Origin of the sequence: Piscinibacter defluvii (assembly GCF_004011805.1) — a bacterium.
Taxonomy (GTDB): Bacteria; Pseudomonadota; Gammaproteobacteria; order Burkholderiales; family Burkholderiaceae_C; genus Piscinibacter; species Piscinibacter defluvii.
Genome location: NZ_ML137199.1, coordinates 28,348 through 45,719 on the forward strand (window position 1 = coordinate 28,348; position 17,372 = coordinate 45,719).

Genomic DNA, 17,372 nt, shown 5'->3' on the forward strand with positions numbered 1-17,372 from the left:
CGGATTGCCTTGTCCGTAAAATGATAAAAGTGATCCAATCGCTTCCAGGAGATCACTCAATGCACGCCACCCTCACCGAACTGCTGGAAAACCTGAAGCCCGGCTTGCTGTGGGTCAGCCGCGAGGGCGTGGTGCGCTACGCCAACGGCGACGCCAGCCAGCGCACCGGGCTCGCGCCGGGGCGCAAGCTGTACGACCCCGACCTCACGCGTGCCGTCGCCGCTGCGGTGGCGGGCCGGGTGCCGCGCGCGGTCCGATCGGTGGGTGCGGTGCCGGCGCCGGGCGACGCGGCCGCCGAGCTGCAGTGCCGCGTGATCCCCGGGCTGACGGCGGACGACGCCTTCGTGCTGATCTCGCCCGATCCGGTGACCGACCACGGCACCGCCTACGACAACCTGATGCAGGTGATCCGCTCCGACCTGCGCGACCCGCTGGCCGAGCTGCACCGCGCGCTGCAGCTCGAGGGCGCGCGTGACGCGGCCGCCAACGACGTGCTGCTCGAGAAGGTGGACGACGTCACCCGCACCCTCGACAAGCTGCTCGACCTGGCCTCGGTGTGGGGCAGCGCCGCGCTGCTGGCCAGCGACCGCATCGAGCTCTGGCAGATGCTGCAGCAGGCCTGGGCGGGCGTCGAGCCGCTTGCCGTGGCGCGCTCGGTCAAGGTGCGCTTCCGCGCACAGACGCCGGCCGAGCAGCTGGCCACGCTGTACGGCAGCGAGTCGTGGCTGCTGCGCGTCTTCTCCGAGTGCCTGGAGATGGCCGTGCGCGCCGCGCCGCGCGGCGCGACGATCGACATCGAGCATCGCCAGATGGGGCCGCGCGCAGTGGTCGTGTTCCGCGACAGCGGCCTGTTCGCGCCGCGCAGCGCCGACGCCGTCGAGTTCAGCGGCGGCAAGGGTCGCGGTGCGCCGCTGCCGGCGCGCGAGCACATCAGCCTGAAGCTGTGCCAGCACATCGTGTCGCTGCACGGCGGCCAGTTGCGCGAGGAGACCGAGGACGGCCTGCGCAACTTCCTGATCGACCTGCCGACCGGCGCCCCGGCGCGCGAGGACGGTGCGCAGCTCGACATCGCCCAGGCGCAGCAGTACGCGCGCGACCTGGCCGCCCTGATGAGCCGCGCGCGCACGCAGCGCCGCGAACCCAATGCCAAGGGCTGAAGCGCCCGCGTACCGGAGAGACCCCATGAAGCGCATCCTGATCGTCGAGGACCAGAGCGACATCCGCAAGCTGATCCGCATGACGCTGGAGTTCGAGGACTACGAGATCCACGAGGCGGCCGACGGCGCGTTCGGGCTGCGCATGGCCTCGGCCGTGCAACCCGACCTGGTGCTGCTGGACGTGATGATGCCTGGCGAGCTCGACGGCCTGCAGGTCTGCAAGGCGATCAAGTCCAACCCGGCGCTGGCGCGCATGAAGGTCGTGCTGCTGACCGCGCGCGGGCAGGCGCGCGACCGCGAGGCCGGCGCGCTGGCGGGGGCGGACGAGTACCTGGTCAAGCCCTTCAGCCCGCTGCAGCTGATCGAGACCATCGAGCGGCTGCTGATCGCCGCCTGAGCCATGGGCCGCCCTGACGCATCCGGAGGCGGCCGGCCGCGCTGGTGGCCGCGCCGCCTCGGCACGCAGGTGCTGCTGGTGCTCTCGCTGGTGACCCTGGCGACGATGGCGGCGCTGTACGGCGCGACCACCCGGCGCGTCGACGACGTCGCGCTGGCGGCGAGCCGGCAGTGGGCCGAGGGCATCGCGCGGGCGGCGGCGGCCCAGGCCGGGCCCGCGCTGGCCCAGCACGACGCCGCGGCGCTGGAGCGCGCACTGCTGCCGCTGGCACGCCTGCCCGGCGTGCTGCGCATCGACACCATCGACGCCGCCGCGCAGCCGCAGCTCGCGCTGCAGGTCGCGCCGCACGGCGCCGTCGGGGTGCTGCGGCGGCCCGCCGACGTGCACCTGCCGCAACCCGGCGAGCCGGAGCCGGCGCGGCTGCGCATCGGCTCGATCGAGGCCATGCGGGTCTGGGCGCCGGGCGGGGCCGGCAGCGTCGGCGTGACCTACGCGGTCGCTCCGGCCCAGTCGCTGCTCGAGCGCCTGCGCTACGACAGCGTGGCGGCGATCGCGATGGTCTCGCTGCTGACCATCGTCGCGGCCCACCTGCTGCTGCATGGCGCGCTGGCGCCGCTGCGGCGCCTGGCGGCCTTCTCGCGCACCATGCACCGGGCGCGCGGGGCGACGCTGGACATCACCCCGCGCAGCCAGGAGCTGGCCGACCTGAGCGAGGCGCTGAACCACGCGTCGACCGCGATGCATGCGCAGTTCGAGGCGATCCGCGCCACCGAGGAGCGCACCCACGCCGTGCTGGACGCGGTGCCCGACGCGGTGATCGGCCTGAACGCGCAGGCCCATGTCGACTTCGCCAGCCCGGCGGCCACCAGCGTGTTCGGACTCGCGCCCGACCAGTTCGCCGGCCTCGCGCTGGAGCAGCTGCTGCCCGGCATCGACGCCGCGGAGGCGCGCCGGCGCGCCGACGGCGGGCTGTACATGCGCGCCAGCGGCACGCAGCTGGCGCGCTTCGAGACCCTGGCGCGGCGCCACGACGGCACCGAGTTCCCGGCCGACGTGTCGCTGGCGCGCATCGAGCGCCCGGGCGGCATGCGCTTCACCTGCGTGATCCGCGACATCACCGAGCAACGCATGGGCCTGTCGATGCTCAACCTGTACGGCCGCGCGCTGGAGTGCACCACCAACGGCATCGTGATCTCGGACCTGAACATGCCCGGCCAGCCGGTCTTCTATGCCAACGCGGCCTTCGAGCGCATCACCGGCTACGCGCCGCACGAGGCGATCGGCCGCAACTGCGACTTCCTGCAGCGCGCCGACCGCGAGCAGCCGCAGATCGCGCAGCTGCGCGCGGCCGTCGCGCGGCGCGAGAGCTGCTCCGTGGTGCTGCGCAACTACCGCAAGGACGGCTCGCTGTTCTTCAACGAGCTGGCGATCGCGCCGGTGTCCGAGGCCGACGGCAGCGTGCGCCACTACGTGGGCGTGCTCAACGACGTGACCGAGCGCGAGCGCACCCGGCTGGCGATCGCCGAGCGCAGCGCCCGGCTGAACGCGGTGTTCGACCTGAGCCCGGACGGCTTCGTCGTGCTCGACCGCAGCGGCACGCTGGTCTATGCCAACCGCGCCTTCGTGGCGATGACCGGCTGGGAGCCCGACCGCGGGGACGAGGCGCTGACGCTGCAGGACTTCGACCGCCGCTTCGAGCGCCTGTGCGACCCGGCCCAGCCGCCGCGCAGCGTGCAGCAGGTGCTCGACGAGGACGACAACGACACCGTGCCCGACACGCTGGTGCTGACCCTGCCGCAGCGCCGCGTGCTTGCGCGCGTGGTGCGTCGCCAGCACGATGGCGAGACGATCCTGTTCTTCCGCGACATCACGCGCGAGACCGAGGTCGACCGCATGAAGAGCGAGTTCCTGACCACCGCCGCGCACGAGCTGCGCACACCGATGGTCAGCGTCTACGGCTTCACCGAGCTGCTGCTGCACCGCCAGGTGCCCGACGCGCGGCGGCGCGACATGCTGGAGACCATCCACCGCCAGAGCTCGCTGCTGATCAACATGGTCAACGAGCTGCTCGACCTGGCCCGCATCGAGGCGCGCCAGGGCAAGGACCTGAAGTGCGAGCCGTGCCGGCTCGGCGCGCTGGTCGACGAGGCGTCCGCGGCGTTCGCGGCGCAGGGCGGCGCGCAGCGCCTGCAGCTGCGCCTGGGGCATGCCGACACGGCGGTGATGGTGGACCCGGAGAAGACCCACCGCGCCATCACGAACGTGCTGTCCAACGCGTTCAAGTACTCGCCCGGCGGCGGCGCGGTGGAGCTCGCCACCGTCGCCGGCGAGGTGCACGGCCGGCCGGCGGTCGGCCTGCGCGTGCGCGACCACGGCATCGGCATGACGCCGGAGCAGCTGGCGCGGGTGTTCGAGCGCTTCTACCGCGCCGACCCGTCCGGCAACATCCCCGGCACCGGCCTGGGCATGAGCCTGGTGAAGGAGATCACCGAGCTGCAGGGCGGGCGGGTCGACATCCGCAGCACCGCCGGGGAGGGCACCGAGGTCGTGCTGTGGCTGCCGCAGGCGGAGGCGGCCGCGCTGCTCAGCGCCGGCTGAGCGTGCGCGTCTCGCGGTGGGCGAAGCCGTTGTCGCCCTCCCACTCGAACTCCAGCCGGCCGGGGCCGTCGCCCACCTGCAGCCAGAAGGCCAGGTAGGGGTTGGCGGCCACGGCCGCGTGCAGCTCGGCCTCGATCACGGTCTCGCCGTCGCAGCGGCAGCGGAAGCGCCGGATCAGGTCGCGCGGCAGCATGCGCCCGTCGGCGTCGCGCCGGTAGCCGGTTTCCATCGGGTGGCTGACCAGCACGCGCAGTTCGACCACGTCGCCCGGACGCGCCGGCGGCGGCAGCGTGACGATCGCGCGGGTGGTCGACATCACGACTCCACGCAGGCGGCCAGCGTCACCACCACCTCGGCGCTGCGGCGCCAGCAGCTGCCGTCGGCGAACTGCGCCAGCGCGACCACGGTCTGCGAGCTGGCCAGGCGCATGCGCGTGTCGAGCCGGGCGCGGCCGCTGCGCGGGCCGAAGCGCGCGACGATCACGCCGGGCTGCGGGTTGCCGGACGTGAACAGCGCCAGCGCGCGCACCGCGCCGGGGGCGGGCGCCTCGTCCACCCCGAGCCCGACCGGCACCGCGTTGCCGTTTTCCACCAGCGGCGCGATCTCCAGCGTCACGCGGCCCTCGCGCAGCGGCGCGCCGCCGGTGAAGGCGGCGATCGCCAGCTCCATCTCCAGCGGCGTCGCGTGCGCCGGGCGCAGCCACACGGCGGCGCCGGCGGCGACCAGCAGGTGGCGTCGTGGCAAGCTCATCGCAGTGTCTGCAGCCAGGCCACGATGTCCTCGACCTGCTGCGCGTCGAGCACCGGACGGCCCTGCCAGGTGCTGCCCACGCGCTGCAGCGCATCGGTGGCGTGGAACGGCGGCATGGTCGTGGCCGGGTTCAGGCGCCGCGCGTCGACGATGCGCGCGCGCAGCTGCGCGGCGTTCCAGCGCGCACCGGCGCCGGCAAGGTCGGGCGCCAGGTTGCCGGCCTGCTGCCCGGGGATCGGCGCCGGGTGGCACAGCAGGCACAGGCTGGTGCGGCGCTCGGCCACCAGCGCGCGGCCGCGGGCCGCGTCGCCCGGCGTGGCGGTGAGCGGCGCGGCAATGGTGTCGCCCTCCCAGGCCGGCGGCGCGGCTGCGGCGGCGCCGGCGCCGAGCAGGGCGCCGGCCAGCAGCGCCGGCTTCACGCGCGCTTCAGGCTGTGGTGCCTGAGCGGCAGGTCGCGGATGCGCTTGCCGGTGGCCGCGAAGATCGCGTTGAGCACCGCCGGCGCGGCCACCGCGATGGTCGGCTCGCCGACACCGCCCCAGAAGCCGCCGCTGGGCATCACGATCGTCTCGACCTTGGGCATGGTGTCCATGCGCATCACCGGGTAGCTGTCGAAGTTGGTCTGCACGATGCGGCCCTTTTCGACCGTGCACTCGCCCCACAGCGCGGCCGACAGCCCGTAGGCGAACGAGCCCTCGACCTGGGCCTCGATCTGCTGCGGGTTGACGGCGTGGCCGCAGTCGGTGGCGGCAACGATGCGGTGGATCTTCAGCGTGCCGTCGGCGGCGACCGACACCTCGGCGCAGGCGGCCACGTAGCTGCCGAAGCCCATGGTCTGCGCCAGGCCGCGGAACACGCCGGCGGGCGCCGGCTGGTCCCAGCCGACCTTCCTGGCCACCGCCTCGAGCACCGCCAGGTGCTTCGGGTGCTCGGCCATCAGGCTGCGGCGCAGCGCCAGCGGATCCTGCTTCGTGGCGTGCGCCACCTCGTCGAGGAAGCACTCCAGGTACAGCGTGTTCTGGTTCAGGTTCACGCCGCGCCAGAAGCCCGGCGGCACGTGCGGGTTGCGCATCGCGTGGTCGACCAGCAGGTTCGGCACCGTGTAGCCGAGCGAGGCCTCGGGGCCGGGGGCGTTCAGGCCCTGGAACACCACCGGGTCCTTGCCGTCCTTGATGTTCTGCGGAAAGATGCCCGCGAGGATGGACTGGCCCGAGATGCGCATGTGCAGCGCGGTCAGCCGGCCCTGCGCATCCAGCCCGGCGCTGAGCTTGCACATCGTCACCGGGTGGTAGCGGCCCTGGACCATGTCCTCCTCGCGCGACCAGATCAGCTTGACCGGCGTGCCCGGCAGCTCCTTGGCGATCGCCACCGCCTGGCGCACCCAGTCGTGCACCGCGCCGCGCCGGCCGAAGCCGCCGCCCAGGTGCAGCTTGTAGACCTCGCACTGCGCCGGCTTGAGGCCCGAGGCCTCGGCCGCGGCGGCCAGCGCGGCCTCGCCGTTCTGCGTCGGCGTCCAGACCTCGCAACGCTCGGGCGTCCAGCGTGCCGTCGCGTTCATGGTCTCCATGGTCGCGTGGTTCTGGTGCGGGTACGAGTACACCGCCTCGATGCGCCGTGCCGCGGCGGCCAGCGCGGCCTTCGCGTCGCCCGCGCTGTGGCCCACCACCGCGTCGCTTGCGTCCAGCCCGGCCTTCAGCGTGGCGGCGAAGGCGCTGCTGCTGGCCTGCGCATGCGGGCCCTCGTCCCACTCGATCGGCAGGGCGTCGAGCGCGGTCTTGGCGCGCCACCAGGTGTCGGCCACCACCGCGACCGCGTTGTCGCCCACGCGCACCACCTTCTTCACGCCCGGCCGCTTCGCGATCGCCGCGGCGTCGAAGGACTTCAGCTTGCCGCCGAACACCGGGCAGGCGCGGATCGCCGCGTTCAGCATGCCGGGCAGCTTCAGGTCCATGCCGTAGACCTGCGCGCCGGTCAGCTTCTCGTGCGTGTCCAGGCGCGGCAGCGGCTTGCCGGCGATCGTCCAGGCCTTCGGGTCCTTCAGCGCCACGTCGGCCGGCGGCTTGAGGCGCGCGGCCGCCGGCGCCACCGCGCCGTAGGTGGTGCGCCGGCCCGACGGGCCGTGCGTGATCACGCCAGCGGCGGTGCGGCACTCGCTGGCCGGCACCTTCCACTGCTCGGCCGCCGCCTGCACGAGCATCGCGCGGGCGGTGGCGCCGCCCTTGCGCACATACTCGTGCGAATCGCGGATGCCGCGGCTGCCGCCGGTGGAGAAGCTGCCCCAGACGCGGTTGCGCGCCAGGTTCTGGCCCGGTGTGGGGTACTCGGTGCTGACCTTGCTCCAGTCGCAGTCGAGCTCTTCGGCCACCAGCTGGGCCAGGCCGGTCAGCGAGCCCTGGCCCATCTCGGAGCGCGCGATGCGCACGATCACACGCTCGTCGGGCTGCACCACGACCCAGGCGTTGATCTCGGGCACGGCCGGCACCTCGGCGGCGGGCTGCGCCGCCGGCACCGGGAAGCCGACCACCAGGCTGCCGGTCACGGCGGCCGCGCCGCCCAGGAAGCCGCGGCGCGAGAGCAGGTTCGTGTCGCTCATGGCACGCTCCTCAGGCCTGCTGCGCGGCCACGAGCTTGATCGCGGCACGCACGCGGTTGTAGGTGCCGCAGCGGCAGATGTTGCTCATCGCGGCGTCGATGTCGGCATCGGTGGGGCGCGGCTTGTCCTTCAGCAGCGCGGCCGCGGTCATCAGCATGCCGCACTGGCAGAAGCCGCATTGCGGCACGTCGAGCTGCTGCCAGGCGCGCTGCAGCGGGTGGCGGCCGTCGCTCGACAGGCCCTCGATGGTGACGATCTTCTCCTGGCCCGTCAGCGTGGACAGCGGTCGCACGCAGGAGCGCGTGGCCACGCCGTCGACGTGCACGGTGCAGGCCCCGCACTGTGCGATGCCGCAGCCGTACTTGGTGCCGGTCAGGCCGAGCTGCTCGCGCAGCACCCACAGCAGCGGGGTGTCGGGCTCGGCGTCGACCTCGCGCGATTGGCCGTTGACGTTCAGGCGGGGCATGCGACTCTCCCGGGCAGTGACGACGGCGCGAACCGTACCATCGCTGCCCGCATGGCGCGCCGAATCCGCGCGCCGCGCCGGGGCAATCGGGGCCCCGTTTGACAGCGGCGCCCGGCAGCCCGCGCCGCCTCAGCTGCGCAGCACCAGCACGCGCACCGACTGTGCCGGCACCGTCACCGTCACGCTGCCGCCGGCGTCGGTGGCGAGGTCGGTGCCGCTGGGCGGGAAGGCGTTGCTCAGCGTGCTGCTGGCCGGCAGGCCGTCGACCGTGGCGCTCGCGTTGCCGCGCCCGTAGTTGATCAGCACCAGGCTTCGTTCGCCGGCCACCGCGCGCTGGAAGTGCAGCAGCGAGCCGTTGACCACGGCCGCTTCGTAGCTGCCGCCGCTCAGCGACGGGTTGGCGCGGCGCAGCGCGATCATGGCCCGGTACCAGGCCAGCAGCGAGTTCGGATCGGCCAGCTGCGCCGCGACGTTCTGCGACGCGATGTTGGCCGAGACGGCGCGAAACGGCGTGCCGCTGGTGAAGCCGGCCGGCGTGGCCGTCCAGCTCATCGGCGTGCGCAGCTTGGGGTCGCCGGTCAGGGCGGCGGCGCCGGCCATGCCGATCTCCTCGCCGTAGTAGATGAACGGCGTGCCGGGCATCAGCAGCAGCGTCGCGGCGGCCAGGCGGTACGGGGCCGGGTCGCCGCCGAACTGGTCCCACGCGCGCTGGCCGGCGAACGTGTCGTGGTTGGACAGCATGGTCGACATCGTCAGCGGCGCGGTCTCGAAGTAGTCGGCCACCGCCCGGATCGCGGCCGTGTCGCCCTTGGCGGCGGCGGCCAGGTTGCCGTGGTGCCCGAACGCAAACGCGCTGCCGCAGGCGTCGGCGAACGGCACCGGGTTGGCGGGCGACTCGCACACCACGAAGCGCTGCGCGTAGCCGCCCACGAGCTGGCGCACGTCGCGCATCAGCGTGTAGTTCTGCGGCTGGCTCTCCCAGGCGTTCGGGCCGTTCTCGACCAGGTTGCCCACCGCGTCGAAGCGGAAGCCGTCCACGCCGCGGTTGAGCCAGAAGCGCAGGTTGTCGTGGTGCCACTCGACGACCGAGGCGTTGCGCAGGTTGAAGTCGGGCATCTGGTCCCAGAACGCGCCGTAGTACCAGCCGCTGCCGCCGTTGCGCCACGGGTCGCCGCCGAACACGTTCCAGCCCGAAGGGCGACCGGACTGCCAGACGTACCAGTCGCGGAACGGGTTGCCGCTGCCGGCCTTCGAGTTGACGAAGGCCGGGTGCCGGGCTGCGCTGTGGTTCATCACGTAGTCGATCACCACGCCGAGGCCGCGGGCATGCGCCGCGGCGACCAGGGCGTCGAAATCGGCCAGGCTGCCGTAGTCGCGCTCGATGCGGCGGTAGTCGCTGACCGCATAGCCGTGGTCGGCGTCCTGGCTCGCGGTGACGGGCATCAGCCACAGGCCGGTGACGCCCAGGTCCTGCAGGTAGTCGAGCCGCGAGATCAGGCCCTGCAGGTCGCCGATGCCGTCGCCGTCGCTGTCCTGGTAGGCGCGCACGAAGATCTCGGCGAACGGGCCCTCGCGCCAGTTGGCCGGCAGCGTGCTGCCGGGGTCGTCCTGTGCGACGGCGCGGGTGTCGACCTCCGGCAGCGGGCCGGTCTCGCCGCCTCCGCCACCGCCGCCGCAGGCGGCGAGCGCGAGAAGCAGGAGGGTCAGTGCCAGGCGGCGCAGCGGGGGTGTCGACATCATGGCGCGCGACTCTAGCGGTGCCGCGCCGGGGTGTGTAGTCGAATTACCCTGAACTACGCTCGACTACATTGGCATGACACCCCGATCGCTAGGGTAAGCACGGGTTCTGGCCTGTAGTTTGACTTCAATACCATGCGTTCCCCGCCGCCTCCGGCGGGCCAGGAGGCAGCCATGGGCATCGCGACGAGTTGGCGTTTCGGACTGGTGCTGCTGCTGGCCCTGCTGGCCGGATGCGGTGGCGGCGATGAGGGCGGCGCGACCGCGCTCGACGAGCGCGCCACGGCACAGCATGCCGGGCGGGGCGACGACCTGGCGGTGTGCAACGCGGCCAATCTCTCCACCGTGCTGGCCGCCGTGCCCGCGCCGCCCACGCCGGCGCCCAGCGGCCAGGTCAAGGTGCACTACCAGCGCGCCGACGGCAACTACGCCGACTTCGGCCTGCATGTCTGGCAGGTGAATGCCGCCAACGCCTACATCGCCGACTACCCCAACGTCAGCTGGCCCAACCCGCTGCCGCAGGCCGGCACGGACGCCTACGGCGCCTACTGGCTGATCGACGCGAGTGTGTTCCGCAGCGATGCCGCGGGCTTCGGCTTCATCGTGCACAAGCCGAGCGCCGACGGCGACCCGCCGGGCCTGGACCGGATCTGGAAGTTCGCCGACGGCGACGAGCTCTGGCTCAAGTCCGGCGAGGGCACGGTCTATCGCACCAACCCGGACGCGCTCGCCTCGCTCGACCTGAACACGCTGCGCGTGCACTACCGCCGCTTCGACGCGAACTTCGAGCCCTGGGGCCTGCACCTGTGGGACACCAGCCGCATCGATGCGGCGCGCCTGCCGGGCCTGACGCTGAACGTGTGGGAGAACCCGGTGCGCTTCGCCTCGATGCCGGGTTACGCGGCCACGAGCGCGAACGAGATCGTGTTCGAGCTGCCGGTGCTGAACCCGAAGGATGACGCCTCGCGCACGTCCGTCGAGTTCATCATCCACGGCACGCCGGACAACCCGAACGGCGGCAGCGGCAACAAGGACGGCTGGAGCGACAACATCCGCGTGGCCTACGCCAACCTCGCGGCGGTCAACGGCGTCGCGGACATCTGGCTGGTGCAGGAGACGCCGCAGGTGTTCTACCGCGAGCCCGACCTGCGCCAGGTGTCGACCACCGACGCACGCGCCTACTGGCTGACCGATCGGCTGCTGCAGTGGCCGAAGGTGGATGCGGGCGGCAGCTTCAAGCTCTACCACTCGGCGCGCGGCCAGATCGTGGCGGCGCGGGATGCGGCGGTGAGCGGCGCGGACGGGGCGATCGCCTTGTCGGTCGACACCGCCGGCGTGCCGGCCGAGGTGGCGACACGCTTCAAGTTCGTCGCCCCCGGCGTGGTGCTCGCGGTCTCGCGGCGCGACGCGCAACGCCTCGCGCGCAGCCTGATCGCCAGCCAGCTGGTGCTGGTGCAGGAAGACGCGCAGGGCAGGGTGCAGAACGCCACTACCGCGCAGCTGCCCGGTGCGCTCGATGCCGCGTTCGCCCGCGCCGCGCGCGAAGACGACCTGGGCGTCGAGCTGCACGGCCGCTCGGCCCACTTCAAGCTCTGGGCGCCGACCGCGCAGAAGGTGCAGCTGTGCCTGTACGGCAGCGGCGACGGCCCGGCGCGTGCGATCGAGCCGATGCGGTTCAACCCCGACACCGGCATCTGGAGCGCGCAACGGCCGCATGTCGAAGGGGGGTACTACCGCTATGCCGTGCAGGTGTTCGTGCGCGGCACCGGCCTCGTGCGCAACCTCGTCACCGACCCGTACTCGATCGGCCTCACGACCGACTCCGCCCGCAGCTGGATCGCCGACCTGGACGATCGCGCGCTCAAGCCCTGGGGCTGGGACCAGCACCGCGCCCCGCGCATCCCGGCGCAGACCGACATGTCGATCTACGAGCTGCACGTGCGCGACTTCTCGATCAACGACCCGACGGTGCCGATCGCCGACCGCGGCAAGTACCGCGCGTTCACCTACGGCAGCTCGAACGGCATGCGCCACCTGCATGGGCTCGCGCAGGCCGGGCTGACCGACGTGCACCTGCTGCCGGTGTTCGACATCGCCTCGGTGCCCGAGAAGGGCTGCGTGACCCCGGCGATCCCGAACGATGCGCCCGATGCCGAGACGCAGCAGGCCGCGGTGAACGCGGTACGCGATGCGGACTGCTTCAACTGGGGCTACGACCCGTACCACTACACCGTGCCGGAGGGCAGCTATGCGAGCGACGCGGCCGATGGCGCTAAGCGCATCGTCGAGTTCCGCCAGATGGTGATGGCGCTGCACCGCGCCGGGCTGCGCGTCGGCATGGACGTGGTCTACAACCACACCTCGGCCTCGGGGCAGAACGACAAGTCGGTGCTCGACCGCATCGTGCCGGGCTACTACCACCGGCTCGATGCGAGCGGCAACGTCGAGCGCTCGACCTGCTGCGAGAACACCGCGACCGAGCACCTGATGATGGGCAAGCTGATGATCGACTCGGCCAAGACCTGGGCGACGCAGTACCGCATCGACTCGTTCCGCTTCGACCTGATGGCGCACCAGCCGCGCGCGGTGATGGAGCAGCTGAAGAAGACGGTCGACAAGGCCGCCGGCCGCCCGGTGCAGCTGATCGGCGAGGGCTGGAACTTCGGCGAGGTGGCCAACGGCGCACGTTTCGTGCAGGCCTCGCAGCTCTCGCTCAACGGCTCGGGCATCGCCACCTTCAGCGACCGCGCGCGCGACCACGTGCGCGGCGGCGGTCCGTTCGACGGCGGCGACAGCCTGGTGCGCAACCAGGGCTACATCAACGGCCTCTGGTACGACGACAACGGCAGTGGCGCCGGCAAGAGCAGGAACGACCTGATGTGGTCGGCCGACCTGATCAAGGTGGGCCTGGCCGGCTCGATCCGCGACTACGTGCTGACCACGCACTGGGACGAGCAGCGCCGCCTCGAGACGCTCGACTACAACGGCCAGCCGGCGGGTTATGTGACGAGCCCCGCCGAGGTGGTGAACTACGTCGAGAACCACGACAACCAGACGCTGTTCGACATCAACGCCTACAAGCTGCCGCTGGCCACGAGCCGGGAGGACCGGGCGCGCGCGCAGATGCTGGGGGCGGCGATCAACGCCTTCAGCCAGGGCATTGCGTACTACCACGCTGGCATCGACACGCTGCGCAGCAAGTCGATGGACCGCAACAGCTACAACTCGGGCGACTGGTTCAACCGGCTGGACTGGAGCGTCCAGGACAACTACTTCGGCACCGGCGTGCCGCCGCAGGGCGACAACGGCGACAACTGGTACCTGATCAAGCCGCGGCTGGCGAACCCGGACCTGAAGCCGGCGCCGGAGAACATCGCCTGGACCCGCGACGCGTTGCGCGACCTGCTCGCGATCCGCGCCAGCTCGACGCTGTTCCGGCTGCGCACGGCCGAGGACGTGAAGACGCGCCTGGCCTTCCGCAACACCGGCTCGGCGCAGGTGCCGACGGTGCTGGCCGGCCACCTGGACGGCCACGGCTACCCGGGTGCGCGGTTCCGCGAACTGCTCTACCTCGTCAACGTCGACAAGGTGGCGCAGACGGTCACGATCGATGCCGACAAGGGCAAGGCCTGGGCGCTGCACCCGGTGCACCTGGCGCCGGGTGCCGCCGACCGGCGCGCCGCCAACGACGCCCGCTACGAGGCGGCCAGCGGCGCCTTCACCGTGCCGCCGCGCAGCGCGGTCGTCTGGGTGCTGGAGTGAGTTGAGGGTGCCGACCGTCCGGGCCTTGAAAGCCCGGGCGGTGCCCCCATACTCCGGACCGCCGGCGGGTGGACCGGCGGGCAACGCATTCCCAGACCATGAGCAAACAGACCCTCTCCTTCCAGGCCGAGGTCAAGCAGATCCTGCACCTCGTCACGCACTCGCTGTACTCCAACAAGGAGATCTTCCTGCGCGAGCTGATCTCCAACGCGTCGGATGCCTGCGACAAGCTGCGCTTCGAGGCGCTGAACAACGCCGCGCTGTACGAGGATGCGCCCAACCTCGAGGTGCGCGTCGCCTTCGACGCCGAGGCGAAGACGATCACGATCACCGACAACGGCATCGGGCTGTCGGAAAGCGAGGCGGTGGCCAACCTCGGCACCATCGCCAAGAGCGGCACGCGCGAGTTCATGGCCAAGCTCGAGGGCGACCAGAAGAAGGATGCCAACCTGATCGGCCAGTTCGGCGTGGGCTTCTACAGCGGCTTCATCGTGGCCGACCGCATCACGGTCGAATCGCGCCGCGCCGGCCTGAAGCCGGAGGAGGGCGTGCGCTGGACGAGCGAAGGCGCGGGCGATTTCGAGGTCGAGACCATCACCCGGCCCGAGCGCGGCACCAGCGTGACGCTGCACCTGCGCGAGGGCGAGGACGAGTTCCTCGCCGCCTGGAAGCTGCGCTCGATCATCGGCAAGTACTCCGACCACATCTCGCTGCCCATCCTGATGCGCAAGGAGGAGTGGGACAGCGAGGCCGGCAAGCAGAAGCTCACCGACGAGTGGGCACCGGTCAACAAGGCCTCGGCGCTGTGGACCCGCGCGAAGAACGACATCACCAAGGAACAGTACGAGGAGTTCTACAAGCAGATCTCCTACGACACCGAGGCGCCGCTCGCCTACACGCACAACCGCGTCGAAGGGCGCAGCGAGTACACCCAGCTGCTCTACATCCCGGCCAAGGCACCGTTCGACCTGTGGAACCGCGACAAGCGCGGCGGCGTGAAGCTGTACGTCAAGCGCGTCTTCATCATGGACGACGCCGAGGCGCTGATGCCGGTGTACCTGCGCTTCGTCAAGGGTGTGATCGACTCGGCCGACCTGCCGCTGAACGTGAGCCGCGAGCTGCTGCAGGAAAGTCGTGACGTGAAGGCGATCCGCGAGGGCTCGACCAAGCGCGTGCTCTCGATGCTCGAGAGCCTGGCCGACAGCGAGGACAGCGCCGAGCGCGAGAAGTACGCCAGGTTCTGGAAGGACTTCGGCGCGGTGCTGAAGGAAGGCGTCGGCGAGGACCACGCGAACCAGGAGCGCCTCGCCAAGCTGCTGCGCTTCGCCTCGACGCAGGCCGACGAGGGCGTGTCGCTGAGCGAGTACGTCAAGCGCATGAAGGAAGGCCAGGAGGCGATCTACTACATCACCGCCGACACGCTGGCCGCGGCCAAGAGCAGCCCGCAGCTCGAGATCTTCCGCAAGAAGGGCATCGAGGTGCTGCTGCTGACCGACCGGGTCGACGAATGGATGCTGGCGCACCTGTTCGAGTTCGACGGCAAGCCGCTGCAGAGCGTGGCCAAGGGCGCGGTCGATCTCGGCAAGCTGCAGGACGAGGAAGAGAAGAAAAAGACCGAGGAAGCCGCCGAGGCCTTCAAGCCGCTGCTCGAGAAGCTGAAGGAAACGCTGAAGGACCGCGCCAAGGACGTGCGCGTGACCACGCGCCTGGTCGACTCCCCGGCCTGTCTGGTGGTCGACGAGGGCGACATCAGCGGCCACCTCGCGCGCCTGCTCAAGCAGGCCGGGCAGGATGCACCCAAGGGCAAGCCCATCCTCGAGGTGAACGCCGAGCACGCGCTGGTCAAGCGCCTGGACGGCAGCGCGCAGTTCGACGACCTGGCGCACATCCTGTTCGACCAGGCGCTGCTGGCCGAAGGCGGCCAGCTCGAGGACCCGGCGGCCTATGTGCGGCGGGTCAATGCGCTGCTGACGTCCTGAACGTCGGTCCTCAATCGGCGGGGCTGCCGAGCGGCGGCTCCGCCATCGCCTCGAGCTGCTCGCGCAAGCGCGTGGTCTGCTCGTTCCAGTAGGCCGGGCTCTCGAACCAGGGGAAGGCGATCGGGAAGGCCGGGTCGGCCCAGCGCCGGGCGATCCAGGCGCTGTGGTGGATCATGCGCAGCGTGCGCAGCGGCTCGATCAGGCGCAACTCGCGCCAGTCGAAGTCCATGAACTGCTCGTAGCCGTCGAGGATGGCGGCGAGCTGGCGCGTGCGCTCGGTGCGCGCGCCGGCGAGCAGCATCCACAGGTCCTGCACCGCGGGGCCGTTCATCGCATCGTCGAGATCGACGAAGTGTGGACCGGCCTCGGTCCAGAGGATGTTGCCGAGGTGGCAGTCGCCGTGCAGGCGCAGGCGCCGCAGCTCGGGCAGGGTGTCGAAGGCCCGCTGCGCGGCCGCGAGCGCGTCGGCACTGGTGCGCTCCCACGCCGGCAGCGCATCCGGCGGAATGCAGTCCATCGCCAGCAGCGCGTCGCGTGCACCGTGGCCGAAGCCGGCCACGTCCAGGGTCAGGCGGTGTTCGAACGGCCGCACCGCGCCGACGGCATGAAGCCGGCCGAGGAAGCGGCCGATCCATTCCAGCACCTCCAGGCTCTCGGTTTCGGGCGCGCGCCCGGCACGGCGCTCGGCCACGGCAAAGCGGTACGGCCCGTCGGGCGTGGCGAAGCTCGACAGCGTGGGGCCGCAGGGAGTCAGGCGGTCGGCGTGCAGCGATGTCGTATCCACCTGCAGCGGCCAGGGCGCGGCGAGCGGGATCTCCTGCGCGGCCAGCTCGGCCGCGAAGGCGTGCTCCTCCAGGATCTGCTCGTCGCTCCAGCGACCCGGGCGGTAGAACTTGGCCACCACCACGCGGCCATCTTCCAGGAAGACCTGGAAGACCCGGTTCTCATAGGAGTTCAGCTGGATCAGCCGGCCGTCGCCGCGCAGGCCGACGGCATCGAGCGCGTCGAGCACGGTCTCGGGCAGCAGGGCAGCGAACGGGGTGACGGAGGGCGCAGTGTCGGGCGCGGGCATCCCGCATCCTACGCGGCGCCAGGCTCAGAAGCGCGTGGGTGTCGAGGGCTGCGGGTTGTCGACCACCACGCCGGCGATGTCGTCACCCGCGTCGTCGCTGCCGCGCGCCGGGCCCGGAACCGTGCGCGGACCGGCCAGGCTGCCGAACTCGCTGCCGGAAAAGCCGTCCACGCGGGTGTCCGGCGCGAAGAAGGAATCCTGGAACAGGGTCGAGTCCTGCCACAGCGCGGTGCGCGCCGCGCGCCGGGTCGCGACCGTGCTGGCCAGGGAGTCGCGCGCCTGGTCGAGCGTCGGCGTCGAAGCCGGCACCGCCTGTGGCGCCCTTGGCGTCGACCCTGACTGCGGCACGAGCAGCTGCAGCTCGGCCACCGAGGGCAGGTGATCCACCGGGCAGCGCAGGTAGCGCACCCGGCAGGCGCCGAGCACCGACTGCTTGATCTGCATCACGCGGCGGGAGTTGCCGCGGTCGGTGTCGAGGTCGACCGCCGCCAGGACCCGGCCGTTGGCGCTGCACACCGCGAAGGTGACGTGGATCGACCCCAGCAGGTCGTACCAGAACCTCACCCGGCCAGGATCGACCGGCTGGCTGAATCGCAGCAGCGGCAGCTTGGACAGGATGATGTGGTGCGGCAAGGCCTCGCGCAGCAGGCGGTAGACACGCCGCTCGTCGCTCGAGAACACCGGTCTGGAGGCGAGCGCCCAGTCGGTCGGAAGCGGAATCGGTTTCGCCGGGCGGCGCTGCCACCACCAGCCCACCAGCGCCGCAAGGGCGAAGCCCGCCAATGCTGCTGTCACGATGATCCACGGTGGGGTTTGCATCTTCAGGGCCCGCTGCTGGCTGCCGGGGGCGCAGTCGATCGC

The 17,372-nt window shown here is 71.6% G+C and carries 13 protein-coding genes; 5 read left to right on the forward strand and 8 right to left on the reverse strand.

The window, feature by feature from the left end; translation table 11 throughout:
• Positions 1 to 59 precede the first annotated feature (59 nt).
• The 3 genes from D9C15_RS07120 to D9C15_RS07130 are packed head-to-tail and all read left to right on the forward strand — an operon-like array spanning position 60 to position 4,152.
• Positions 60 to 1,157: a sensor histidine kinase gene (locus D9C15_RS07120; protein ID WP_127996756.1), complete on the forward strand. Its 1,098-nt coding sequence runs from the start codon at positions 60 to 62 to the stop codon at positions 1,155 to 1,157.
• Between the two features lie 25 nt (positions 1,158 to 1,182).
• Positions 1,183 to 1,554 carry a response regulator transcription factor gene (locus D9C15_RS07125; protein WP_127996757.1) on the forward strand — a complete coding sequence of 124 codons (372 nt, stop codon included), beginning with the start codon at positions 1,183 to 1,185 and terminating at the stop codon, positions 1,552 to 1,554.
• A 3-nt stretch (positions 1,555 to 1,557) separates the two neighbouring features.
• A complete protein-coding gene (locus tag D9C15_RS07130; RefSeq protein ID WP_127996758.1) occupies positions 1,558 to 4,152 on the forward strand; it encodes a PAS domain-containing sensor histidine kinase in 2,595 nt (864 codons plus the stop codon).
• On the opposite strand, the gene D9C15_RS07135 is transcribed toward D9C15_RS07130, so the two are convergent.
• The 6 genes from D9C15_RS07135 to D9C15_RS07160 form a co-directional block, all read right to left on the reverse strand.
• The gene (locus D9C15_RS07135; protein WP_127996759.1) at positions 4,139 to 4,468 is read right to left on the reverse strand and encodes a thiosulfate oxidation carrier complex protein SoxZ; all 330 of its coding nucleotides are present in this window, start codon (positions 4,466 to 4,468) and stop codon (positions 4,139 to 4,141) included. The two genes, D9C15_RS07130 and D9C15_RS07135, sit on opposite strands and share 14 nt — an antisense overlap.
• Positions 4,468 to 4,902: a thiosulfate oxidation carrier protein SoxY gene (locus tag D9C15_RS07140; protein ID WP_127996760.1), complete on the reverse strand. Its 435-nt coding sequence runs from the start codon at positions 4,900 to 4,902 to the stop codon at positions 4,468 to 4,470. Before D9C15_RS07140 ends, D9C15_RS07135 begins: the two co-directional genes overlap by 1 nt.
• Entirely contained in the window at positions 4,899 to 5,321 is a 423-nt protein-coding gene (soxX, locus tag D9C15_RS07145; RefSeq protein WP_205854747.1) for a sulfur oxidation c-type cytochrome SoxX, read from the reverse strand. The genes D9C15_RS07140 and soxX overlap by 4 nt, the downstream gene beginning before the upstream one ends.
• The gene (locus D9C15_RS07150) at positions 5,318 to 7,495 is read right to left on the reverse strand and encodes a xanthine dehydrogenase family protein molybdopterin-binding subunit (protein ID WP_127996761.1); all 2,178 of its coding nucleotides are present in this window, start codon (positions 7,493 to 7,495) and stop codon (positions 5,318 to 5,320) included. Before D9C15_RS07150 ends, soxX begins: the two co-directional genes overlap by 4 nt.
• 10 nt (positions 7,496 to 7,505) lie before the next feature.
• A complete protein-coding gene (locus D9C15_RS07155; protein WP_127996762.1) occupies positions 7,506 to 7,961 on the reverse strand; it encodes a (2Fe-2S)-binding protein in 456 nt (151 codons plus the stop codon).
• 129 nt (positions 7,962 to 8,090) lie between these two features.
• Positions 8,091 to 9,701 (reverse strand): alpha-amylase family glycosyl hydrolase, encoded by a 1,611-nt coding sequence (locus tag D9C15_RS07160; protein WP_240668322.1) that lies wholly within the window; start codon positions 9,699 to 9,701, stop codon positions 8,091 to 8,093.
• A 171-nt stretch (positions 9,702 to 9,872) separates the two neighbouring features.
• Between D9C15_RS07160 and D9C15_RS07165 the strand changes: the two genes are divergently transcribed.
• Entirely contained in the window at positions 9,873 to 13,460 is a 3,588-nt protein-coding gene (locus D9C15_RS07165) for an alpha-1,6-glucosidase domain-containing protein (protein WP_127996763.1), read from the forward strand.
• A gap of 98 nt (positions 13,461 to 13,558) precedes the next feature.
• Entirely contained in the window at positions 13,559 to 15,439 is a 1,881-nt protein-coding gene (gene htpG / locus D9C15_RS07170) for a molecular chaperone HtpG (RefSeq protein ID WP_127996764.1), read from the forward strand.
• A gap of 10 nt (positions 15,440 to 15,449) precedes the next feature.
• Here the strand turns inward: htpG and D9C15_RS07175 are convergent, their stop codons facing one another.
• Together D9C15_RS07175 and D9C15_RS07180 are read right to left on the reverse strand one after the other, a co-directional pair.
• Positions 15,450 to 16,511 (reverse strand): serine/threonine protein kinase, encoded by a 1,062-nt coding sequence (locus tag D9C15_RS07175; RefSeq protein WP_127996765.1) that lies wholly within the window; start codon positions 16,509 to 16,511, stop codon positions 15,450 to 15,452.
• Positions 16,512 to 16,535: 24 nt separating this feature from the next.
• Positions 16,536 to 17,330, reverse strand: coding sequence for a DUF2726 domain-containing protein (locus D9C15_RS07180; protein WP_127996766.1), 795 nt, complete (start codon positions 17,328 to 17,330; stop codon positions 16,536 to 16,538).
• Positions 17,331 to 17,372: the final 42 nt, after the last annotated feature.